This is a genomic window from Ornithinimicrobium sp. CNJ-824 (genome assembly GCF_001942405.1).
GTDB lineage: Bacteria > Actinomycetota > Actinomycetes > Actinomycetales > Dermatophilaceae > Ornithinicoccus > Ornithinicoccus kibberensis.
Map to the genome: position 1 here is coordinate 1 of NZ_MKKA01000001.1, position 23,344 is coordinate 23,344.

The 23,344-nt window shown below is 71.9% G+C and carries 18 protein-coding genes and 2 pseudogenes; all 20 read right to left on the bottom strand.

All coding sequences use genetic code 11. From position 1 onward, the window contains the following. Positions 1-182: 182 nt before the first annotated feature. Positions 183-872, bottom strand: a complete 690-nt coding sequence (locus BJF81_RS00005) for a response regulator (RefSeq protein WP_075956641.1) — start codon at positions 870-872, stop codon at positions 183-185. Between the two features lie 56 nt (positions 873-928). Further along, complete coding sequence (locus tag BJF81_RS00010; protein WP_075956642.1) at positions 929-1,975, bottom strand: polyprenyl synthetase family protein; 1,047 nt, start codon at positions 1,973-1,975, stop codon at positions 929-931. Further along, entirely contained in the window at positions 1,972-3,513 is a 1,542-nt protein-coding gene (nuoN, locus tag BJF81_RS00015; RefSeq protein ID WP_075956643.1) for an NADH-quinone oxidoreductase subunit NuoN, read from the bottom strand. Before nuoN ends, BJF81_RS00010 begins: the two co-directional genes overlap by 4 nt. Continuing rightward, positions 3,513-5,042 carry an NADH-quinone oxidoreductase subunit M gene (locus BJF81_RS00020; RefSeq protein ID WP_075956644.1) on the bottom strand — a complete coding sequence of 510 codons (1,530 nt, stop codon included), beginning with the start codon at positions 5,040-5,042 and terminating at the stop codon, positions 3,513-3,515. The genes nuoN and BJF81_RS00020 overlap by 1 nt, the downstream gene beginning before the upstream one ends. After that, the gene (nuoL, locus tag BJF81_RS00025; RefSeq protein WP_143780588.1) at positions 5,042-6,901 is read right to left on the bottom strand and encodes an NADH-quinone oxidoreductase subunit L; all 1,860 of its coding nucleotides are present in this window, start codon (positions 6,899-6,901) and stop codon (positions 5,042-5,044) included. The genes BJF81_RS00020 and nuoL overlap by 1 nt, the downstream gene beginning before the upstream one ends. A gap of 127 nt (positions 6,902-7,028) precedes the next feature. After that, positions 7,029-7,328, bottom strand: coding sequence for an NADH-quinone oxidoreductase subunit NuoK (gene nuoK / locus BJF81_RS00030; RefSeq protein WP_075956645.1), 300 nt, complete (start codon positions 7,326-7,328; stop codon positions 7,029-7,031). Next, positions 7,328-8,269, bottom strand: coding sequence for an NADH-quinone oxidoreductase subunit J (locus tag BJF81_RS00035; protein ID WP_083663858.1), 942 nt, complete (start codon positions 8,267-8,269; stop codon positions 7,328-7,330). The genes nuoK and BJF81_RS00035 overlap by 1 nt, the downstream gene beginning before the upstream one ends. Next, positions 8,266-8,994, bottom strand: coding sequence for an NADH-quinone oxidoreductase subunit NuoI (gene nuoI / locus BJF81_RS00040; RefSeq protein ID WP_083663859.1), 729 nt, complete (start codon positions 8,992-8,994; stop codon positions 8,266-8,268). Before nuoI ends, BJF81_RS00035 begins: the two co-directional genes overlap by 4 nt. Then, positions 8,987-10,399 carry an NADH-quinone oxidoreductase subunit NuoH gene (gene nuoH, locus BJF81_RS00045; protein WP_075956646.1) on the bottom strand — a complete coding sequence of 471 codons (1,413 nt, stop codon included), beginning with the start codon at positions 10,397-10,399 and terminating at the stop codon, positions 8,987-8,989. The genes nuoI and nuoH overlap by 8 nt, the downstream gene beginning before the upstream one ends. Then, positions 10,396-12,969: pseudogene (locus tag BJF81_RS00050) on the bottom strand (NADH-quinone oxidoreductase subunit G). Before BJF81_RS00050 ends, nuoH begins: the two are co-directional and overlap by 4 nt. Next, the gene (gene nuoF, locus BJF81_RS00055; RefSeq protein ID WP_075956647.1) at positions 12,966-14,279 is read right to left on the bottom strand and encodes an NADH-quinone oxidoreductase subunit NuoF; all 1,314 of its coding nucleotides are present in this window, start codon (positions 14,277-14,279) and stop codon (positions 12,966-12,968) included. The pseudogene BJF81_RS00050 and the gene nuoF overlap by 4 nt, the downstream one beginning before the upstream one ends. After that, on the bottom strand, positions 14,276-15,214 hold the full coding sequence (gene nuoE / locus BJF81_RS00060; protein WP_083663860.1) for an NADH-quinone oxidoreductase subunit NuoE: 939 nt from the start codon (positions 15,212-15,214) through the stop codon (positions 14,276-14,278). The genes nuoF and nuoE overlap by 4 nt, the downstream gene beginning before the upstream one ends. Further along, positions 15,211-16,523, bottom strand: a pseudogene (locus BJF81_RS00065) (NADH-quinone oxidoreductase subunit D). Before BJF81_RS00065 ends, nuoE begins: the two are co-directional and overlap by 4 nt. 146 nt (positions 16,524-16,669) lie before the next feature. Beyond that, positions 16,670-17,473, bottom strand: coding sequence for an NADH-quinone oxidoreductase subunit C (locus BJF81_RS00070; protein WP_075956648.1), 804 nt, complete (start codon positions 17,471-17,473; stop codon positions 16,670-16,672). After that, positions 17,470-18,024 carry a NuoB/complex I 20 kDa subunit family protein gene (locus BJF81_RS00075; protein ID WP_075956649.1) on the bottom strand — a complete coding sequence of 185 codons (555 nt, stop codon included), beginning with the start codon at positions 18,022-18,024 and terminating at the stop codon, positions 17,470-17,472. The genes BJF81_RS00070 and BJF81_RS00075 overlap by 4 nt, the downstream gene beginning before the upstream one ends. Positions 18,025-18,114: 90 nt before the next feature. Continuing rightward, positions 18,115-18,480, bottom strand: a complete 366-nt coding sequence (locus tag BJF81_RS00080; protein WP_075956650.1) for an NADH-quinone oxidoreductase subunit A — start codon at positions 18,478-18,480, stop codon at positions 18,115-18,117. A gap of 91 nt (positions 18,481-18,571) precedes the next feature. Beyond that, on the bottom strand, positions 18,572-19,867 hold the full coding sequence (locus BJF81_RS00085; RefSeq protein WP_075956651.1) for a geranylgeranyl reductase family protein: 1,296 nt from the start codon (positions 19,865-19,867) through the stop codon (positions 18,572-18,574). Positions 19,868-19,991: 124 nt separating this feature from the next. After that, complete coding sequence (locus tag BJF81_RS00090) at positions 19,992-20,738, bottom strand: exonuclease domain-containing protein (protein ID WP_143780584.1); 747 nt, start codon at positions 20,736-20,738, stop codon at positions 19,992-19,994. Between the two features lies 1 nt (position 20,739). Further along, positions 20,740-22,590, bottom strand: a complete 1,851-nt coding sequence (locus tag BJF81_RS00095; RefSeq protein WP_075956652.1) for a DUF294 nucleotidyltransferase-like domain-containing protein — start codon at positions 22,588-22,590, stop codon at positions 20,740-20,742. Between the two features lie 37 nt (positions 22,591-22,627). Continuing rightward, a complete protein-coding gene (locus tag BJF81_RS00100) occupies positions 22,628-23,332 on the bottom strand; it encodes a demethylmenaquinone methyltransferase (protein WP_075956653.1) in 705 nt (234 codons plus the stop codon). Positions 23,333-23,344: the final 12 nt, after the last annotated feature.

Sequence of the window (23,344 nt, forward strand, 5' to 3'; positions counted from 1 at the left end):
TCGGCCACCAGACCGTCCAGGTGGGGGTCGACCTTGATCTCGCTACGAGCAGTCATGACAGCCAGCTCCTTCTCTTCATCGTGTGTACCGCTTGGCTACTACCCACCATGCCCACAACACGACCCCCCGTAGTAGAGGAACAGGTCCACACCTGCCCAGGACCAAGGTCCCTCCCTGGGCGACTACTTGTCGAAGAGCTTGGCGCCCAGCACGGCCGCCTGCGTGCGCCGTTCCAGCCCCAGCTTGGCCAGGACGTTGGTGACGTAGTTCTTCACCGTCTTCTCGGCCAGGAACATCGTCGCGGCGATCTGCCGGTTGGTCATCCCCTCGGCGATCAGCTCCAGGATCCGCCGCTCCTGGTCGGTGAGCAGGGCGAGCTTGTCGGCCTGCGGGTCGCCGCGACGCAGCCGGTCCATGACCTTGGTGACCAGGGAGGGGTCGATGAGGGACCGGCCCGAGGCGACGCTGCGGATCCCGTCGATGAGGTCGTTGCCGGCGATCTGCTTGAGGACGTAGCCGTCGGCGCCGGCCATGATCGCCGCGAAGAGCGCCTCGTCGTCGTCGTAGCTGGTGAGGATGAGCCCGCGGATGTCGGGGTTGGCGGCCCGCACCTCCCGGCAGACCTCGATGCCTGAGCCGTCGGGCAGCCGGCCGTCGAGCACGGCCACGTCCGGGGCGAGCTCGACGATCTCCCGCGCCGCGGCGACCGCCGACCCGGACTCCCCGACGATGAGCAGGTCGGGCTCGGCCGACAGCAGGCCGTGCAGGCCGCGCCGCACGAGCTCGTGGTCGTCGAGCAGGTAGACGCGGATGCGGCGGTCGTCGGCGGGCCCGTCCGCACCGGCGTCGGCCGCTTCGTCGACGCTGTCCATCTCGGTGGCTCCTTCCGGGGCTCGGCGCCACCCTGGGTGCAGGGGGCGGACGTCGGTCAGACGGAGCGTTCGGCCACGCCGTCCACCAACGACCGTAGCGCCTCGACGGCGGGGCCGTCGCCCACCTCGTCGAGCAGCGCCCGGGCCTCGTCGGCGAGCCGGCTGGTGTGCCGCCGGGCCTGGTCCATCGCCGGGTGCGCCCGGAGGAGACGCAGCGCCTCCTCCAGCTCGTCCGGACCCTCGACGGGACGCCTCGTCAGCTCGACCAGCCGCGCGTCGGCCGGGTCGGTGGAGGTGCGCGCGTAGAGCACCGGCAGCGTGGCCTTGCCCTCCCGCAGGTCGGCCCCCGCCGGCTTGCCCGAGGTGTCGGAGGAGACGTCGAGCAGGTCGTCGGCGAGCTGGAAGACGACCCCGAGCTTCTCGCCGAAGGCGGTCAGCGCCCGCACGGTCGCCTCGTCGCACCCCCCGAACATCGCGCCGTAGCGCGCGGCGGTGGCGATGAGCGCGCCGGTCTTGTCCGCGAGGATCTGCAGGTATGCCGCCACCGCGCCGTCGTCGTCGGCGTCCCCGGCGAGGACCGCCGCCTCGGCGCCCAGGGCGGCCTGCCGGTCGTCCCGGATCTGCCCCGCGCACAGCCGCACGAAGGTGTCGGCCTGGATCCGGACGGCCTCGGCGCCCAGCCCGGCGACCACGCTGGAGGCGGTGCCGAAGAGCAGGTCGCCGACGAGGATCGCGGTGGAGTTGCCGTACCGGGCGTTGGCGCTGGTGACCCCGCGGCGCAGGTCCGCCTCGTCCATGACGTCGTCGTGGTAGAGCGAGGCCAGGTGGGTCAGCTCGACGCCGACGGCGGCGTCGACCACCTGCTCGTTCCAGCCGCCCCCGACCTCGCTGGCCAGGACGGTGAGCAGGGGACGGAAGCGTTTGCCGCCGGCGGCGGCCAGGTGGCCCGAGGCCTCGGCGATGAACGGGTCCTCGTGGTCGACCACCTCGGCGAGCCGGGCGGCGACCGCCTCCATCGCGTCGACGACCCGCGCCTGGAGCGCCTCGTCGATCCCCGGGATGGTGGGGACGGCGGGCGCTCCGGCGCTGGCGCCGACCGTCACCGCAGGAAGGTGGCGGTGCTCTGCGCCAGGTCGAGCAGCGGGGACGGCATGACGCCCAGACCCAGCGTGACCACCAGACCCGCCACGATGGCGGTCGTGGTCAGCAGGGACGGGTTCACCACGGTGGTGTCGCCGGCGTCCTCGTCGCCGAGCCACATGACCACCACCAGCTTGAAGTAGATGTAGGCGGTGACCGCGCTGGCCAGGACGCCGACCACGGCGAGCCACGCCCAGCCCTGGCTGACCGCGGCCGAGAAGACCGCGAACTTGCCGGTGAAGCCGGACGTCAGCGGGATGCCGGTGAAGGCCAGCATGAGGAAGGTGAAGGCTGCCGCCAGCCACGGGGCGCGCCGCCCCAGCCCGGCCCACTGACCGACCTGGCTGGCCTCGGTGCCGGCGGAGCGGACCAGGGCCACGATGGCGAAGGCGGGGATGGTCATGAAGCCGTAGGTGGCCAGGTAGAAGATCGTGCTGGAGATGCCGGCCTGGTCCATCGAGATCAGTCCCACGAGGATGAAGCCGGCGTGCGCGACCGAGGAGTAGGCCAGGATCCGCTTGACGTCGGTCTGGACGATCGCCATCAGCGCACCGACCACCATGGACAGGGTGGCCACGGCGGCGATGATCGGCTGCCACTCCGCGCGGACGCCCTCGACGGCCACGTAGAAGACCCGCAGCATGGCCCCGAACGCGGCGACCTTGGTGCAGGCGGCCATGAAGCCGGTGACCGGGGTCGGGGCGCCCTGGTAGACGTCGGGGGTCCAGGCGTGGAAGGGCACGGCGCCGACCTTGAACAGCAGGCCGACCGCCACCAGCAGGACGCCGGGGACGAGGAGGCCGTCCATGCCCACGTTGCTGGAGATCGCCAGGGCGATCTGGTCGAAGCGCATCGAGCCGGCGTAGCCGTAGAGCAGGACGGCGCCGAAGAGGTAGAACGCCGAGCTGAAGGAGCCCAGCAGGAAGTACTTCAGCGAGGCCTCCTGGGACAGCAGGCGACGCCTGCGGGCCAGCCCCACGAGGATGTAGAGCGGCAGCGAGAGCACCTCGAGCGCGATGAACAGCAGCAGGAGGTCGTTCGCCGCGACGAACAGCATCATCCCGCCGACCGACATCAGCGTCAGCGGGAAGACCTCGGTGGTGGTGGCCCCGCGCCGGGTCGCGTCGGACTCCTCCGGGGACCCCGGCACGAGCGCGCCGGCCTGGGTGAAGGTGTCCGCCTGGGCACCGCCCAGCCGCTCGGCCATGACCATCAGGCCCAGCAGCGCCAGCACGAGGACCAGGCCCTGCAGCAGCAGGGCGGGGCCGTCCAGCACCAGCACCGCGGCCCCGGTCCGGCCCTGCCGGTCCGGGCCCAGCACGACGAGGGCGACGAAGGCCAGCACGAGGGTGGCCACGGACAGGGGCACCTGCACCGCATACCTGCTGGCCCGGCCCGCGAAGCCCTCCACGAGGACGCCGACCAGACCGCCGACGAAGACGATGATCAGCGGAAGCAGGGCGATCCAGTCGATGTCGGGCGCGACGAAGACGTCGGTCATCAGCGGCCACTCCCCTCAGCGTTAGCAGTGTCGACGGCCGGCTCGGGCTCGCTCGCGCCCGCGTGCTGGAGCGTCTGCTCCACGGCGGGCTCGAGGACGTCGAGGACCGGCTGGGGGAAGAACCCCAGGATGAGGAACGCGGCGATGATCGGGGCGACGACGAACTTCTCGCGTCCGGTCATGTCCGGCACGTCGGCCAGCTGCGGCCGGGGGCCGGTGGCCAGCTTCTGGTACATGACCAGGATGTAGACCGCCGCCAGGATGACGCCCAGGGCCGCGAGGAAGCCGAGCCACGGGTGCCGCTGGAACAGCCCGATGATGACCATGAACTCGCTGACGAAGGAGTTCAGGCCGGGCAGGGCCAGCCCGGAGAGGCCGGCGACCAGGAGCGAGCCGGCGATGAGCGGGGTGACCCGCTGCCAGCCGCCGAAGTCGCGCAGGTCCCGCGAGCCGCGGCGCACGATGAGCATCCCGGCCACGAGGAACAGGCCTGCCGTCGTGAAGCCGTGGTTGACCATGTAGAGCGTGGCCCCGGCGCCGCCGACGGTGGTGAAGGCGAAGATGCCCAGCACGATGAAGCCGAAGTGGCTCACCGAGGTGTAGGCGATGAGGCGCAGGATGTCGTTGGACCCGATGGCCAGGAAGGCACCGACGAACATCGAGACCAGCGCCAGCGCCAGGATGACCGGCGTGGCCCACTGGGTCGCCTCCGGGAACATCGTCACGACGAACCGGATCATGCCGTAGGTGCCGACCTTGTCGAGCACGCCGACCAGCAGCACCGAGGTGGCGGGGCGGGCCTGCTCGGCCGCCAGCGGCAGCCAGGTGTGCACCGGCCACATCGGCGCCTTGATCGCGAAGGCGATGAAGAAGCCGACGAACAGCCAGCGGCCCGCGGCCACGGACAGGTCCAGCCCGGTGAGGTTGGTGACGAGGAAGCCCTCGGGCCCGCGGGGGCCGGCGAGGTAGACGCCGATCACCGCGACGAGCATGACCAGTCCGCCCACGAGGGAGTAGAGCAGGAAGGTCGTGGCGGCCTGCCACCGGCGGGCCCCGCCGAAGACCCCGATGAGGAAGAACACCGGGATGAGCATGGCCTCGAAGAAGACGTAGAAGAGGAAAACGTCGACCGCCGCGAAGACGCCGACCATCATCGACGCCAGCGCGAGCATGAGGGCGAAGTAGGTGTGCTGGCGACGGTCGACCGCGGGGACGTCGTCCCACGCGGCGACGATGCAGATCGGCACCAGCACCAGCCCCAGGAGGATCATCGTCAGCGAGATGCCGTCGATGCCCAGGGCGTAGGAGACGCCGAACTGCGGGATCCACGAGTAGGTCTCGGTCAGCTGGAACGGCTCGTCGGAGCCGGTGCGGAACTGCGTGGTCATCGCCACGCCGACCGCCAGGGTCAGCAGCGAGAAGCCGAGCGCGACCGGGCGCACCGCGGTGCTGGCCCGGGGAAGCAGGGCCACCACGAGCGCGCCGAGCAGCGGCAGCACCAGCAGGGTGGTCAACCAGGGAAAGTTCATCACTGCATCACCCACACTGCACCGAGGATGGCGACGACGCCGATCAGCATCGTCAGGGCATAGGAGCGGACGAACCCGTTCTGGGCCTTCCGCAGGTACGAGGCCAGGCCCGTCAGGCCGGCGGTGGTGCCGCCGGTGAGACCGGCCTGGACCAGGTCGCGGTCGGTCTCGACGGCCGTCCTCGCCAGCGTCCGGGTGGGGCCGACGAAGAAGGTGTCGTTGACGTCGTCCTGGTAGAGGTCCCGGCGGGCCGCGCGCGTCAGCGCCGACCCGTGCGGGGCCTCCTGCGGGACGTCGCCGGCGGCGTACATCTTCCACGCCAGCCCGGCGCCGAGGAGCATGAGGACGAAGACCGAGACCTGGATCGCCAGGAGCGGGATCAGCGGCTCGCCGTGCTCGGCGGTGCCGAACACCGGGTCGAGCCAGCCGGTGAGGATGCCGGTCGGGTAGAGCACGGCACCCAGCACGAGCGAGCCGAGGGCGAGCACCATCATCGGCACCGTCATCGTCAGCGGCGACTCGTGCGGGTGCACGTCGTCGGTCCAGCGGGCCTTGCCGTGGAAGGTCATGAAGAACAGCCGCGACATGTAGAACGCGGTGATCCCGGCGCCCAGGAGCGCGACGAGGCCGAAGACCCAGCCCTGCCAGCCCGGGGCGGTGAACGCCGACTCGATGATGTGGTCCTTGGAGAACCACCCGGCGGTGAACGGGAAGCCGATGATGGCCAGCCAGCCGGCGGCGAAGGTGAGCCAGGTGATCTTCACCTTCGTGGACAGCGCCCCGAAGCGCCGCATGTCGACCTGGTCGCCCATCGCGTGCATGACCGAGCCGGCGCCCAGGAACATCCCGGCCTTGAAGAAGCCGTGGGTGAGCAGGTGGAAGATCGCGTAGACGTAGCCGATCGGGCCCAGGCCCACGGCCAGCATCATGTAGCCGATCTGGGACATCGTCGAGGCGGCCAGCGCCTTCTTGATGTCGTCCTTGGCCGAGCCGACGATCGCGCCGTAGAGCAGGGTGATCGCGCCGACGACGGCGACCACGAGGCGGGCGTCGGGGGTCAGGTCGTAGATGGCCTGGGACCGGGCCACGAGGTAGACGCCGGCGGTGACCATGGTCGCGGCGTGGATGAGGGCCGACACCGGCGTCGGGCCGGCCATCGCGTCGCCCAGCCAGCTCTGCAGGGGGAACTGGGCCGACTTGCCGGTCGCGGCGAGCAGCAGGGCCAGCCCGATGAGCGTCAGCACGGTGCCGCTCGCGCCGGAGGCGTTGGCGTGCACGGTGGCGAAGTCCAGGGCGCCGAAGGTGGCCAGCATCAGGGCCATCGCGGTGATCAGCCCCAAGTCGCCGACCCGGTTGACGATGAAGGCCTTGTTGGCCGCCGAGGCGAAGGCGGGGTTGTGGTTCCAGAACCCGATGAGCAGGTACGAGGCCAGCCCGACACCCTCCCAGCCGACGAAGAGCAGCATGTAGGAGTCGGCCAGGACGAGCAGCAGCATCGCCGCCACGAACAGGTTGAGGTAGGCGAAGAACCGCCGCTTGTCCGGGTCGTGCTCCATGTACCCAAGGGAGTACACGTGGATGAGCGAGCCCACGAACGTGATGAGCATGACGAACGCCATCGACAGCGGGTCCATGAGCAGGCCGGCCGTCAGGGAGAAGGAGCCGGCGGCCACCCACTCCCACATCGGCAGCTGCAGCGCCCGGTCCTCCGGGGCCAGGCCCAGCATCTGGACGATGACGAGGACGCCGACGACGAAGGCCGACCAGGACAGCACGGTGGCCAGCAGCGGCCCCCACCGGTCGGTCGCGCGGCCGCCCAGCAGCAGCACCGCGGCACCGAGCAGGGGCAGCGCGACCATCAACCAGCCCACGGCCGCCACGCCGCCGTCGACGACGGCGTAGCTCCCGGAGTTGGTGCCGATGTCGGCGGCCGCAGGGGCGACGCTGAGCAGCGTCGATTCGAGCAAGGACACGTCAGCTCGCTCCTTACAGCTTCAAGAGGTTGGCGTCGTCGACCGAGGCCGACCGGCGCGCACGGAAGATGGCCATGATGATCGCCAGCCCGACGACGACCTCCGCGGCGGCCACGACCATGACGAACAGGGCGTAGACCTGTCCCTCCAGCGTGCCGTGCATGCGCGAGAAGGTCACCAGCGCCAGGTTGCAGGCGTTGAGCATGAGCTCGATGCCCATGAAGACGATGATCGTGTTCCGCCGGATCAGCACCGTGACGGCACCGAGCGTGAACAGCACCACCGACAGGTAGATGTAGGCCTCGAGCCCCATCAGCGCTCACCCTCCCCGGTCTGGGTCCCTGCGTCGGTCGTCACCGCGGTCCCGGAGTCGTGGACGCGGGCTCCCGCGGCCACCTCGCCGGTCGCGGTCTGGGTGGGCTCGGCCGCACCCTGGTGACCGGCGTCGGCGGCGGGCGTGTCGTCGACGAGCTCCGGCTCGTGCTCGAGCGAGGTCTCCCGCGGGTCCTGCAGCCGGTAGGCGGACGGCGAGCCGACCTGGCCGCGGGCCACCAGCACCCGCGGGACCGACTCCTCCACGGGTCGGCCGTCCGGCGCCAGCGCCGGGGTGTCGGCCGCGTTGTGCCGGGCGTAGACGCCCGGGTTCGGCTTGCCCGCGAGCCACCGGCCCGAGCGCATCTTGGCCTCGCTCCACTCGCGCTGGGTGCGGCGCGGGGTCAGCCGCTCCCGGTGCGCCAGCACCATGGCCCCCATGACCGCGATGACGAGCAGGGCGCCGAGCACCTCGAAGGAGAGCACCTGCCGCTCGAAGATCTCCCGCGCCAGCGCGGTGACCGGTCCCTCGGCCTGGACCTGGGACAGGCCCACGCCCTGGGGCCAGGCCACCCTGCTGAGGCCGAAGACGGCCACGGCCGCGAACAGACCACCGAGCAGGAAGGCCCAGAACCGCTGGCCGGGCAGGGTCTCCACCCGCGAGTCGGACGCGTCCACGCCGATCGTCATGACGACGAAGAGGAAGAGCATCATCACCGCGCCGGAGTAGACGAAGATCTGGATGATCCCCACGAACTCCGCGTCCTGGACGATGTAGAGGATCCCCAGGCCGACCATGGTCATCGCCATGGCCATGGCGGCGTGCACCGCCTTGCGGGAGAAGAGCAGGCCCAGGGCCCCCAGGACCGTGACGGCCGCCAGCAGCCAGAAGACGACGCTCTCACCCCCGCCCAGGACCTCGGCGCCGGGGGTGGGGGTCATCGGGGGACCTCCTCGTGGTTCGGGTCGCCCTCGGCGTGCTCGGCCTGGGCCTCGCGCGCGGCGACGTGGTCCTTCTGCGCCTGGGTCGGCCCGGTGACGTGGCCGCGGTAGTAGTCCCGCTCCTCCATGCCCTCGGCCATCGGGAAGGGCGGCGTGAGCATGTCGGAGCGCAGCGGGGCGAGCAGCTGGTGCTTCTCGTAGATCAACGGCCGGCGGCTGTCGTCGGCCAGCTCGTACTCGTTGGTCATCGTCAGCGCCCGGGTGGGGCAGGCCTCGATGCACAGCCCGCAGAAGATGCAGCGCAGGTAGTTGATCTGGTAGACGCGGCCGTAGCGCTCGCCGGGCGAGAACCGGGCGCCCTCGATGTTGTCGGCGCCCTCGACGTAGATCGCGTCGGCGGGGCAGGCCCAGGCGCACAGCTCGCAGCCCACGCACTTCTCCAGCCCGTCCGGGTGCCGGTTGAGCTGGTGGCGCCCGTGGAAGCGCTTGGCCGTCGGCCGCTTCTCCTCGGGGTACTCCTGGGTGGGGACCTTGCGGAACTGCTGGGCGAAGGTCACCCCGAAGCCGGCGACCGGGGCGAAGAGCTGGCCGAGCAGCCCGGGCTCTTCCTTGCCGCCGGTAGGGTCGCTGGCGCCGTCCTGGCGGGCCGGAGCTTCCGCGCGGGGACGGCGGGTCGGGGAGGCCTCCTCCGGCCCGCTGGTGGTCGGATCGGTCGGGTCAGCCACGGCGGTCCTCCGGGGTCGTGTCGGTCTCGGCCGTGCCGCGGGCGGCGGTCACCGGCGGGGCGGCTCCCACGGCGCGACGGGGTTCGACGAGCTTCTGGCCCGGCAGCGGGGGCACCGGGTAGCCGTCGGCGAACGGGTCCACCTCGGTCGGCACCTCCATCTGCTCCTCGCGCTCGGCCGCCCGTCGTTGCGTGTAGTGGTCCCAGACGAGGATCCCCGCCACCACGAACACGCCGATGATGATGAGGGTCAGCACGAGCGGCCAGACGCCGTCGCCGAAGTAGCCCTCCTGGGCGGCGCGGATCATCATGACCGCGATCACCCAGACGAGCGAGAGCGGGATGAGGATCTTCCACCCCAGCTTCATGAACTGGTCGTAGCGCACCCGCGGCAGGGTCCCGCGGAGCCAGACGTAGAACCAGATGAACAGCCACATCTTGAGCGTGAACCAGAGCACGCCCCACCAGCCCTGGTCGAACATGCCGTCACCGATGAGGCTGATCGGCCACGGCGCGTGCCAGCCGCCCAGGAACAGGGTGGTGGCCAGGCCCGAGACGGTGAACATGTTGATGTACTCGCCGAGGAAGAACATGCCGAACTTCATCGAGGAGTACTCGGTGTGGAACCCGCCGCCGAGCTCACCCTCACCCTCGGCCAGGTCGAACGGCAGCCGGTTGGTCTCCCCCACCATCGTGATGACGTAGACGACGAAGCTGAAGAACAGCGGCACGGCGTACCACATGGGCAGGCCGAGCACCGTGGTCTGCGCCTGCGCCTCGACGATCTGGCTGGTCGACATGGACCCGGCGTAGAGGAAGACGGCCACGAGGGACAGGCCCATCGCGATCTCGTAGGAGACGACCTGCGCCGTCGAGCGCAGCCCGCCCAGCAGCGGGTAGGTCGAGCCCGAGGACCAGCCGGCCAGCACGAAGCCGTAGGCGCCCACGCCGGCCACGGCCAGCACCAGCAGCACGGCCACCGGGGTGTCGGTCAGCTGCAGCGGCGTGGTGTGCCCGAACATCTGCACCTCACCGCCGATCGGGATGATCGCGAAGGAGACGAACGCCAGGCTGGCGACGAGGAGCGGCGCCGCGTAGAACATCAGCCGGTCGGCGTTCTTGGGGGTCACGTCCTCCTTGAGGAAGAGCTTGATCCCGTCCGCGGCGGTCTGCAGGATGCCCAGCGGACCGAACCGGTTGGGGCCGGGACGCTGCTGCATCCGCCCGACGACCCGTCGCTCGAACCAGATGACGATGACGACCTGGACCAGCAGGTAGACGAAGACCAGCGCCGCCTTGACGAACGACAGCCACAGGGGGGTGTCGCTGAAGTCGGCCGCCGGGAGGTCCTCCGTCACCAGGGGGACGGCCGCCAGCAGGTCGGGGTATGCCGTCAGCATGCTCATGCCTCACCTCGCGGGTTCTGCGGGGCGGCCGCGGGCGCGGCCGAGATGCGCACGACCGCACCGGCGTCGACCCCCAGGGTCGCGCGCACGGCCGAGCCGGCGGAGTTGGTCGGCAGCCACACGACGCGTCGTGCATCGCGGTGACTACGACCGGCAGGACGATCTCGCCCCGGTCGGTGGCCACGGCGAGCAGCTCGCCGTCGGCGACCCCGGCCGTGGCGGCGGTGGCCGCCGAGATCCGGGCGACCGGCCGCGGCGCGGTGCCGGCCAGGAAGGGCTCGCCGTCCTGGAGCGCACCGGCGTCCAGCAGGTGGTGCCAGGTGGCCAGCACGGCCTCGCCCTCCCCCGGTGCGGCGGGACCGGACGGGGAGACCTGCGGGGCCGGCGAGGCGCCGGAGACCGTCCCGAGCGCCGTCAGCTCCTGCCGGACCGCCGAGACGGTGGCCGTGCCCAGGCGCACGCCCATGGCCTCGGCCAGACGGTCCAGGACCACGTGGTCGGAGGAGGAGGCGGAGTCGAGCGCCTTCTCGAACGGTCGCAGGCGACCCTCCCAGGTGGCGTAGGCGCCGGACTTCTCCTGCTGCGGGGCGACCGGGAGGATGACGTCGGCGTACTCGTGCACGGTGCTCTCCCGCACCTCCAGGGAGACGACGAAGGTGTTGGCGAGGGCCTGCCGGGCCAGCTCGGGGTCGGGCAGGTCCTCGACCTCGACGCCGCCGACGACCAGCGCGGAGAGCTCGCCGCGGGCCGCTGCGGCGAGGATCTCGCCGGTGTCCCGGCCCGCGGTCCCGGGGAGGGCGCGGCCGGCGGCCCAGGTCGCGGCCAGGTCCTCCCGGGCGGTGTCGTCGGCCACGGGCCGGCCACCGGGCAGCAGGTTGGGCATCGCCCCGACCTCGACGGCACCGCGCTCCCCGGCGCGGCGCGGCACCCAGGCCAGGGCGGCACCGGTGAGCTCGGCCAGCGCGGCGGCACCGGACAGCGCCCCGGGCACGGTGGCCATGCGCTCGCCCACGAGGATGACCGAGCCGGCGCCGAGGGAGTCGGAGGCCGCGTGGTACTCGTTGACGGGGCCGCCCTCGACGTCCAGCGGAACGGCCGTGCCGTCGACCGGCTCGCCACCCTGGCGGCGACGTCCGGCCAGCGCTCCGAGCACCTCGGCCTCCGTCCCGGGGGCGGACGCCAGCAGGGTCCCGTCCATCTTGGTCAGGCCCCGGGTGGCGAAGGGGGCCACCGCGTAGACCTGGGTCTTGTTGCGCCGGACCGCCTTGCGCAGGCGGAGGAAGACGATCGGGCTCTCCTCCTCCGGCTCCAGGCCGACGAGGAGCACCGAGGAGGCGTTCTCCAGGGTCTCGTAGCTGACGTCGCGCCGGCCCACGACGCTGGCGGCGAGGAAGTCGGCCTCCTCCGCGCTGTGCGGACGGGCGCGGTGGTCGACGTCGTTGGTCCCGACGGCGACGCGGGCGAACTTGCCCCAGGCGTAGGCGTCCTCGACGCTGGCCCGGCCACCCACGAGCAGACCGACGCCGCCGGCGTCGCGGGCCGCGGCGAGGCCGCGCGCCGCGGCCTGGTAGGCGGCGCGCCAGGGCACGACGGCGTACTGCCCGTCCTCGCCGCGTGCCACCGGGTCGCGCAGCCGGTCGGGCAGGGTCGGGTAGGTGAAGGCCCAGCGGCCCTTGTCGCAGTTCCACTCCTCGTTGACCGCGGGGTCGTCCAGCGCCATCCGGCGCAGGACGGTGCCGCGCCGGTGGTCGGTCCGGATCGCGCACCCGGAGGCGCAGTGCTCGCAGACGCTGGGGGTCGAGACGAGGTCGAACGGGCGGGACCGGAAGCGGTAGGCCGCCCCCGTCAGCGCGCCGACGGGGCAGATCTGCACGGTGTTGCCCGAGAAGTAGCTCTCGAACGGCTTCTCCTCGTAGATCCCGACCTGCTGGAGCGCGCCGCGCTCGATGAGCGCGATGAACGGGTCGCCGGCGATCTGGTCGGAGAAGCGGGTGCAGCGCGCGCACAGGACGCAGCGCTCGCGGTCCAGGAGGACCTGGGAGGAGATGTTGATCGGCTTGGGGAAGGTCCGCTTGATGTCGTCGAAGCGTGAGGTCGGCCGTCCGCTGGACATCGCCTGGTTCTGCAGGGGGCACTCGCCGCCCTTGTCGCAGACGGGGCAGTCGAGCGGGTGGTTGATGAGCAGCATCTCCATCACGCCGTGCTGGGCCTTGTCGGCGACCGGGCTGGTGTGCTGGGTGTTGACGACCATGCCCTCGGAGACGGTCATCGTGCAGGAGCCTGCGGCTTGGGCATCGGCTTGACGTTGCCTCGCGGTCCGGCATCGCCACGTCGACGAGGCACTGCCGGCACGCGCCGACGGGGTCGAGGAGGGGGTGGTCGCAGAAGCGGGGGATCTGGATCCCGACCTCCTCGGCGGCCCGGATGACCAGCGTGCCCTCGGGGACGCTGACCGGGACGTCGTCGATGGTCAGCGTGACCTTCTTGACGTCCGGCTCGGCGGGGGGCTCGGCGTTGCCGCCGTCGGTCACGGCGTTGCCGCCGGCGGCCGGAGAGGTGTTGACACTCATGCGGGCTGCGTCTCCTTCGCGAACAGCGTCGAGCGCTCGGCCGGGAACAGCTCGTGCCACGGGGTGTGCATGCCCGCCTCGAACTCGTCCCGGAAGTACTTGATGGCCGAGGTGATCGGGCTGGTGGCGCCGTCACCCAGGGCGCAGAAGGCCCGGCCGAGGATGTTGTCGCAGATGTCGTCGAGCTTCTCGATGTCGCCCGGCAGACCCTTGCCCGCCTCCAGCCGCATCATGATCTGCTTGAGCCAGAAGGTGCCCTCGCGGCAGGGGGTGCACTTGCCGCAGGACTCGTGGGCGTAGAAGTCGGTCCAGCGGGAGACCGCGCGCACCACCGACGTGGTCTCGTCGAAGATCTGCAGCGCGCGGGTGCCGAGCATCGACCCCTCGGCCGCGACGGACTCGAAGTCGAGCGGCACGTCGAGGTGGGCGTCGGTGAAGATCGGCGTCGAGGATCCCCCGGGGGTCCAGAACTTCAGCCGGTGCCCCTCCCGGATCCCGCCGGCCATCTCGAGCAGCTCGCGCAGCGTGATGCCCAGCGGCGCCTCGTACTGGCCGGGCCGGGTGACGTGGCCGGAGAGGCTGAAGATGCCGAAGCCCTTCGACTTCTCGGTGCCCATGTCGGCGAACCAGTCGGCCCCGTGCAGCACGATCGGCGGGATCGAGGCGATGCTCTCGACGTTGTTGACCACGGTCGGCCGCGCGTAGAGCCCGGCGACCGCCGGGAAGGGCGGCTTGAGGCGCGGCTGCCCGCGGCGCCCCTCGAGGGAGTCCAGCAGGGCCGTCTCCTCGCCGCAGATGTAGGCACCGGCGCCCGCGTGCACGGTGATGTCCAGGTCGAAGCCGGACCCGAGGATGTCCTTGCCCAGGTAGCCCTTGGCGTAGGCCTCCTCCACCGCGCGCATGAGCCGGCGGTAGACGTGCACCGTCTCCCCGCGCAGGTAGATGAACGCGTGGTGGCAGCCGATGGCGTAGCTGGTGATGACCATGCCCTCGATGAGGAACTGGGGCGCCGCCATGAGCAGCGGGATGTCCTTGCAGGTGCCCGGCTCGGACTCGTCGGCGTTGACCACCAGGTAGCGGGGGCCGCCGTCCGGCGGAGGCAGGAAGCCCCACTTCATCCCGGTGGGGAAGCCGGCGCCGCCACGGCCGCGCAGGCCGGAGTCCTTGGCCGCCTGGACGAGGTCCTCGGCCGGGGTCTCGAGGGCGCGCCGGAGGGCCTGGTAGCCCTCGTTGGCCTCGTAGGTCTCCATCGTCCAGGACCGGGGGTCGTCCCAGAACCTGGTCAGGATCGGGGTCAGCTGCGTGCTCACTGGCCGTCCTCCTTCTCCCCGGCCGGCGTGCCGTCGCCGACCTCGGCGTCGCCCGGCTTCTCGTCGGGCTCGTTGGTGGGCGCGTTGACCGACGTGTGCCGGCCGGCGGACAGGCCGCCCGCACGGCCCTCGGCGGTGGCCTCCTGGTCGGTGCCCGGCTGCTCGTCCTTCTGGGACACCGGGGCCGTCCAGCCGTGCTCCTCGGCCACGCGCAGCCCCTCCAGGGAGGGCCCTCCCGCGCCCGGCCCCTCGTCGGCGAGGCCGTCGGGGAACCCGGCCAGCACCCGGGAGATCTGCTTGAAGCTGCAGACCCGGGAGGGCCCGCGGGTGGGGGCGACCTCCTCGCCGGCGCGGAGCCGGTCCACCAGCTGCTTGGTGGAGTCGGGGGTCTGCTGGTCGAAGAACTCCCAGTTGACCATGACGACCGGCGCGTAGTCGCAGGCCGCGTTGCACTCGACCCGTTCGAGGGTGATCCGGCCGTCCTCGGTCGTCTCGTCGTGCCCGACGCCCAGGTGCTCGCTGACCTCGTCGAAGATCTGGTCACCACCCATCACCGCGCAGAGGGTGTTGGTGCACACCCCGACGGTGTAGTCCCCGTTGGGGTGCCGCTTGTACTGGGTGTAGAACGTCGCGACGCCGCTGACCTCGGCCGTCGTCAGCTCGAGCTGCTCGGCGCAGAACTGCACGCCGCGGCCGGTGACGTAGCCGTCCACCGACTGGACCAGGTGCAGCAGCGGGAGCAGGGCCGAGCGCTTCTGCGGGTAGCGGGCCACGATCTGGGCCGCGTCCGCGCGCAGCGCCTCGAGCACGTCGTCGGCGTAGGGTTCCTCGGAGGCGTGCAGCGGCGTGTGGTGGTGCAGCGGCGCCTCCCCGTGGGCGTCGTGCCCTGCGGGGCCGGAGCCGGGCTGCGCCCCTCCGTCGGTGTGGGTGGTCATCGGTCCACGCCTCCCATCACGGGGTCGATCGATGCGACGGCGACGATGACGTCGGCGATGAGGCCGCCCTCCGCCAGCGCCGACGCCGCCTGCAGGTTGTGGAAGCTGGGGTCCCGGAAGTGGGCCCGGTAGGGCCGGGTGCGCCGTCGGAGACCAGGTGCACGCCGAGCTCGCCCTTGGGCGACTCGATCGCGGAGTAGACCTGCCCCGGCGGGACCCGGAAGCCCTCGGTGACCAGCTTGAAGTGGTGGATGAGCGCCTCCATGGACTCGCCCATGATCTCGCGGATGTGGTCCAGGCTGTTGCCCTGCCCGTCGGCGCCCACGGACAGCTGGGCGGGCCAGGCGATCTTCTTGTCCGCCACCATCACCGGCTCGCCCTGGCTCGCGCGCAGCCGTTCGATGGCCTGGTCGGCGATCCGCAGGGACTGCCAGATCTCCTCGAACCGGATGACGACCCTGGCGTAGGCATCGGCGTCGCGGCGGGTCGGCACGTCGAACTCGTAGGTCTCGTAGCCGCAGTAGGGGTTCAGCTTGCGCAGGTCGTGCGGCAGGCCGGTCGAGCGCAGGATCGGGCCGGTGACCCCCAGGGCCATGCAGCCGGACAGGGACAGGTAGCCCACGTCGACGGTGCGGCCCTTGAAGACCGGGTTCTCCAGCAGCAGGGTCTCCAGCTGCCGGATCCCCCGGCGCAGCTCGGGCAGCTCGGCCTCCAGCTGGTCCAGGTGCTCGGGGAGCACGTCCTGGGCGACACCACCGGGCCGGACGTAGGCGTGGTTCATCCGCAGGCCGGAGATGGCCTCCAGGAAGCGCAGGATGCGTTCCCGCTCGCGGAAGCCGGTCGTCATGATCGTCGTGGCGCCCAGCTCCATGCCGCCGGTGGCCAGGGCGATGAGGTGGGAGGAGATCCGGTTGAGCTCCATGGTGAGCACACGGATGTCGCTGGCCCGCTGCGGGACCTGGTCGGTGATGCCCAGCAGCTTCTCCACCGCCAGGCTGTAGGCGGCCTCGTTGAAGATCGGCGTCAGGTAGTCCATCCGGGTGCAGAACGTGGTGCCCTGCACCCAGGTGCGGAACTCCATGTTCTTCTCGATCCCGGTGTGCAGGAAGCCGATGCCGGCCCGGGCCTCGCGGACGGTCTCCCCGTCGAGCTCGAGGACGAGCCGGAGCACGCCGTGGGTCGAGGGGTGCTGCGGACCCATGTTGACCACGATCCGCTCGGCGCCGAGGGTCGAGACGTCCTGGGCGATGTCGTCCCAGTCGCCGCCGCCGGCCGCGTCGAAGACGGGGTCGCTCTCGACGGTCTCCACGGAGGGGCCGGCCGTGGAGTAGTAGTCCGTGGACGCCCGCACCCGGCGCTCGCCGCCCTCGTCGGGCTTGGTGTCGGCGTAGTCGGCCTCGGGGTCGCCGTGCTCCGGGTCGGTGATCTTGCCGCCACGGGCGGTCGGGTCGATGGTCACGAGTAGCTCCTCCGCTGGTCCGGGGCGGGGATCGTGGCGCCCTTGTACTCCACCGGGACCCCGCCGAGCGGGTAGTCCTTGCGCTGGGGGTGGCCGGCCCAGTCGTCGGGCATGAGGATCCGCGTCAGGCCCGGGTGGCCGCCGAAGACGATCCCGAACATGTCGAAGGTCTCCCGCTCGTGCCAGTCGTTGCCGGGGTAGATGTCCACGATCGAGGGGATGTGCGGATCGGCGTCGGGGCAGGTCACCTCGAACCGCACCCGGCGTCCGCCGTTGGTGATCGACAGGAAGTGGTAGACGGCGTGCAGCTCGGCACCCTCGTGCCCGGGCAGGTGCACCCCCGAGACGCCGTTGCACATCTCGAAGCGCAGGCGGGCGTCGTCGCGCAGCGGCTGGAGCAGCTCGCGGAGCTGCTCGCGGCGGGTGACCAGCGTCAGCTCGCCGCGGTCGACGACGACCCGCTCGACGCCGGCCTCGAACGCCTCGGGCGCGGCGTCCCGCAGCGCCTCGACGACCTCGTCGAAGTAGGAGCCGTAGGGCGGCTCGGCCGCACCCGGGTAGAGGACGGGGGCCTGCAGACCGCCGTACCCGCTGGTGTCCGTGCCCAGGGAGCCCCCGAACATGCCCCGTCGGGAACCCACCTGCACCGGTTCGCCGGGCGTGCCCGACCGGGCGGGGACCGCGGAGGACGCGCCCTCCTGGGCGTGCGTGGTGTCCGCGAGCTGGTCCTCGTCCTGACGTGGCTGGTGGACCTCGTCGCGGGTGCTTCCGTCCGCGGGAGGGGTCTTCTCCTCGCTCATGCCAGCAGCCCCTTCATCTCCTGCCGGGGCACGGCGGCCAGCGCGGCGGCCTCGGCCGCCCTCGCCGCCTGCTCGCGGTGGACGCCGAACTTGAACTCCCGGATCTGGCGCTGCAGCTCCAGGATGGCGTTGAGCAGCATCTCGGGGCGTGGCGGACAGCCGGGCAGGTAGACGTCGACCGGGACGATGTGGTCCACGCCCTGGACGATCGCGTAGTTGTTGAACATGCCGCCCGAGCTGGCGCACACGCCCATGGAGATGACCCACTTGGGGTTGGGCATCTGGTCGTAGACCTGCCGCACGACGGGGGCCATCTTCTGCGAGACGCGCCCGGCGACGATCATCAGGTCGGCCTGGCGGGGGGTCGCGGCGAAGCGCTCCATCCCGAACCGGGCGATGTCGTAGTCGGGGGTCCCGACCGCCATCATCTCGATCGCGCAGCAGGCCAGGCCGAAGGTGGCCGGCCACACCGACTGCTGCCGCAGCTGCCCGGCGATGCCCTCGACGGTCGTCAGCAGGATGCCGCCGGGGATCTTGTCCTCAAGTCCCATGTGTCTCACTCGTCCTTCCGCCGGCCGGGGCGTGCGCCCCGGTCACCGGCACCTCGTCATACCCGCTGCCGTCGTGCACCCTCGCCCTGCTCAGTCCCACTCCAGACCACCCCGGCTCCACTCGTAGACGAACGGGACCGAGACGACGACGAGGAACAGCAGCATCGCCAGCACGGAGAACAGCCCCACCTGGTCGAAGGCGACCGCGAACGGGTAGAGGAAGAGCACCTCGACGTCGAAGACGATGAAGAGCATCGCGGTCAGGTAGAACTTGATCGGGACCCGGCCGCCCTCCTCGGCCTGGGGGGTGGGCTGGATGCCGCACTCGTAGGCCTCGGCCTTGGCGCGGTTGTAGTTCGACCTCCCCAGCAGACCGCCGCCGAAGACGGACCCGAAGGCGAAGAGCAGACCGAAGAAGAGGAAGAAGAGAACCGGCAGATAGGGGTGGTAGTCCATCAGAGCCAGGACTCCTTTCGGGACGAGCACGGCATCGGTCCGGCCCAGGGAGGGGGCGGGCACGCGCCTAGCCTAGTCATGGTCGAGGGGTTCATGCGGCAGGGGTGGCCCGGCTCAGCGCGTTGATGATCCGGTCGTCCAGACCGCCGCCGCGTTCCTGCGGCAGGTTGGCCATGATCTTCAGCAGCAGCCGCATGAGGGCCTTGCGCGGCAGCCCGTAGCGCACGGCCAGCCGCATGATCTCGGGGTTGCCGATGAGCGTGGCGAACTGCTTGCCGAGCATGTAGTAGCCGCCGAGCGAGGCCTTCATGACGGACGGGTAGGACTGCAGCACCGCCTCCCGCTCCCCGGGCGTGGCGCGGGCCAGGGCCGAGGCGACCACCTCGGCCGTGTGCCTGCCCGCCTCCATCGCCTCGGCGATCCCCTCGCCGTTGAACGGGTTGACCATCCCGCCCGCGTCCCCGACCAGCAGCAGGCCCCGGTCGTAGAGCGGCTGGCGGTTGAAGCACATCGGCAGGGCCGCGCCACGGATGGGCCCGATCTGGGTCTCCTCGCCGAACTCCCACTCCTCCGGCATGCCGGCGACCCACCGACGCATGACGTCCTTGTAGTCGAAGGTGCCGAAGTCCTTGGCGGTGTCCAGGATGCCCAGCCCGACGTTGGCGGTGCCGTCGCCGACGGGGAAGATCCACCCGTAGCCGGGCATGAGCACGTCCTGCTCGCCGTTCTCGCCCTTGGCCCACAGCTCCAGCCAGGACTCGATGTAGTCGTCGTCGTGCCGGGGCGTGGTGTAGTAGGTGCGGACCGCCACCCCCATCGGGCGGTCGTCACGCTTGGGCCGGTCCATCGCCAGCGACAGCCGGCTGGAGTTGCCGTCGGCGGCCACGACCACCTGGGCCCGGAACTCCCGGGTCTCGCCCGTCGGCCGCCCGTTCTCCCCCATGACCTTGGCCCGCACGCCGCAGATGTGGTCGCGGTGGTCCAGCACCGGCTCGGAGACGTTCATCCGCTCGATCAGCCGGGCCCCCCGCGTCTCCGCGTGCCGGGCCAGGATCTCGTCGAGGTCCATCCGGGTGCGGACGAGGCCGTAGGGCGGGAAGGTGGCGTTGCCGGGCCAGTCCAGCTCCATCCGGACGCCGCCGCCGAGGATCCGCAGGCCCTTGGTGCGGTGCCAGCCGTCCTCCTCCCGGATCGGCACACCCAGGCTGATGAGCTCGCGCACCGCGCGGGGGGTCAGGCCGTCCCCGCAGATCTTGTCGCGGGGGAAGGAGGCCTTCTCGAGCAGGAGCACGTCCAGCCCGTGGGCCGCCAGGTATGCGGCGGTCGAGGCCCCTCCCGGGCCCGCCCCGACGACGATCACGTCGGCCGTCTCGACCTGTTCACCCACGGTGTCTACGCCTCGCTTGTGCCAACCTTCACGAACCCGGTCAGTCTAGGTGGCACCGTCCCCCGGGCCGGGCGAGGGGACCCTGCCCCGAATTAGGGGACGCCAGCATGCCCGAAGGTCCCGGTCAGCGCTCGAGGACGTCGGAGAGCAGGAGCGCCCGCTTCCGGCGCAGCGCGAGCGTGGCGGTCTGGGCCAGGAAGAGCTCCCCGCAGGCGACGGCGTCGACGAGCGCCGAGTGCGCCCGGTAGCGCGGCAGGTGGTGCCGGGCCCGGCAGGCGTGCAGACGGACCGCGCCCGGCCGCATCTCGCTGTGCTGGGCCCCGAGCAGCCGCCGCTCCACCTCCAGGGTGTCCACCACCTGCAGGTCCAGCCAGGTCCCGAGCTCACGCACCCCCGCGTCCTCGAGGAAGGTCGTCTCGACCTGGGCGAAGTGCGCCAGCAGCACGCGCCGGTGCCCGTCGTCGGTCAGGAAGGCCGCCATCACCTCCGGCAGCACCTCGGCCACGGTCGGCTCCGTGGCCAGCCGGTCGTCGGTGAGACCGTGGAGGGTCGCCGACTCCCCGACGTCGCCCCGGGGCCGGACCGGGAGGTGCCGGGCCCCCGCCAGGACCACCTCGCCGGCCCGCACGGGGACGAGGCCGAAGGAGAGCGGCTCGTGCCTCGACGGCTGCAGGCCGGTGGTCTCCAGGTCGAGGGCCAGCAGCTCCACCTCGTCCAGGGGCGTGCCCGGGTCGTACGGGGCCGCGGCCGACAGCCGCTCCCACGCCTGCGCCAGGGGCGGGTCGAGGTCAGCGCGGAGGGAGCCCCGCCGACGCACGCCCGAGGACCGGTCCAGGCCCAGCCGGGCCCGCCAGTCGTCCCACCGGCCCACGTCAGGTCACCTGCGGCAGCCGGGTGCTGAGCCCGTGCTGGGCCTGCCGCACGATCTGGAACGCGTCGCGCAGGTGCCGGCGGTCCAGGCTGCTGAGGCTCTCGGGGTCCAGGTGGTTGTCGGGACGTCGCCCGTCGCGCACCTGGGCCACCTGGTGCTGCAGGCGCAGGTAGGACATCAGCTCGTGCGCGTCCGCCAGGTCGACCGCGGACTCGACCGGCAGGACGCCGCGCGCCCGGGCCGCCGCGAGCCGGGCCCCGGTGGGCAGGGCCGTGGCGCCGGCCCGCAGCGCGTGCACCCGCGCCAGCTGGACGATGGCCGAGATGCCCCGCTTGATGTCGAGGGTGTCCCGGTGCTCCCCGGCGTCCTCGAGCACGAAGCCCCGGAAGAAGCCGATCGGCGGACGCATCCGGGCGGCCTGGCCGGCGAGGTGGGCCAGGAGCAGGTCCGACCGTGCGCCGCGGGCGACCACGTCCTCGCGCAGCTGCGGGACGAGCTCGGCGTCGCCGTGCACGGCCCGCATGTCGTAGAAGATCGCGGCCCACAGCACCGCGTCGGGCTGCGGCTCGTGCGCCCACCGGGCGAACTGGACCTGCCAGTCGTGGACCCGCTTGCGCCACCGCGGGTTGGTCGCCATCACGTCGCCGTCGCACCGCTCCAGGCCGCACGCCTCGAGCGCGTCGGTCACCCGTCCGGCCACCGCGCCCCACCACGGGTCCTCGGGGTCGGCCTCGTCGGCCAGCACCATCGCGTGGTCCTGGTCGCCCCGCAGCGTCAGCTCCTCGCGGGCGGCCGACCCCAGGGCCACCCAGGCCCAGGGGGCCGGTGCGGGGCCCAGCTCGGCCTCGGCGAGCTCGAGGACGCGGACGGTGACCGCGTCGGTGAGGGCCGTGGCCACCCGGCCGACGTCCTCGGCGGTGGCGTCCTCGGTGACGAGCTGCTCCACGATGCGCGGGATCCGCGCGGCCAGGCCGACGACGGCGTCCACGTCGCGCGCCTTGGCCAGGTCGGTGACCAGGTAGACCGGGTTGGACCGTTCCAGCCGGACCAGGTCGGTCGTGGTGACCAGTCCCACCACCTGCCCCTCGGCGTCGACGACCGGCAGGTGGTGGATGTTGCGGCCGGTCATCTCCAGCATGACCTCCAGCGCCAGCGCCTGGCTGCTGATCGTCACCGGGTCCAGGGTCATCGCCTCCCGCACCGGGCGGTCCGTCGGCGTGCCGGCCGCGACGACCCGCCGGCGCAGGTCTCGGTCGGTGAGGATCCCGACCAGGCGGTCCTGCTCCATCACCAGGATCGAGGAGACCCCCGCCTCGGTCATCCGCCGGGCGGCCTCGGCGATGGTGACCTGCGGCGCGGTGGACACGGGGGCCGAGCGCAGCAGGTCGGCGACCGCCGTGCGGAAGACGGCCGACCCCGTCCGGGGCTGCTGCAGCTGGCCGAGGGCGGTGCGGATGCGGCCGTGGTGGGTCGCCGCGAAGAACACGGCCACCTCGGGGTGGTCCCGGGCGAGCTCGTCGAAGTCGGCCTGCGGCAGGGTGATGAACAGGCTGTCCTCGCGCGCGGTCACGTCGTAGCGGATGGGTCCGTGCTCGACGAGGGCGGACATCCCGAAGCAGCCACCCGCCCCCACCCGGTCCACCAGCCGCCCCTCGTCGGTGATGTCGACCGCACCGCTGCGCACCACCCACAGCCGGTCCCCGCGCCCGCCGGCGTGCAGCACGACGCTCCCCCGCCGCGCGTAGCGCAGGCTGCACCGGGCGGGCAGCCGGTCGAGCACCTCCTCCGGCAGCGCGTCGAAGGGCGGGTGCTGGGCCAGGAAGTCCCTGACCTCGGCGAGCTCGACGTCCATGTCGGTGCCTCCTTCGGCAGTCCCGGGGTATGCGGTGTCAGTCCCCCGCGGCGACCGCGTGGTGGACGGCCACCACGCCTCCGGTGAGGTTGCGCCACCGCACCCGTTCCCAGCCGGCGTCCCGGATGCGCCGGGCCAGCGTGCGCTGGTCCGGCCAGGCCTGGATCGACTCGACCAGGTAGACGTAGGAGTCGGGGTTGGAGCTGACCCGTCGGGCGACCCGCGGCAGGGCCTTCATGAGGTAGCCGCTGTAGACGGTGGAGAAGACCGGCACGACGGGGGTGGAGAACTCGCAGACGACCAGCCGGCCGCCCGGGCGGACGACCCGACGGAACTCCCGCAGCGCACGGTCCACGTCGGCGACGTTGCGCAGCCCGAAGCTCATCGTCACCACGTCGAAGGAGTCGTCGGCGAAGGGCAGCGCCATCGCGTCGGCCGCGGTGAACGGCAGGTCGGGACGGCGCCGGTAGCCCTCCTGCAGCATCCCGAGGGAGAAGTCCGCCGGCACGACCTGCACCCCCCGGTCGGCGTAGGGCTCGCTGGAGGTGCCCGTCCCGGCGGCGATGTCCAGCACCCGCTCGCCCGGGGAGGCGTCCACCGCCCGCGCCACGGCACGCCGCCACAGGTGGTCCATCCCCCCGGACAGCACGGTGTTGGTCAGGTCGTAGCGACGGGCCACCCCGTCGAACATCTCGGCGACCTCGCGGGGGTTCTTCTCCAGGCTGGCGCGGGTGGGGCTCATGGGGCCCATCCT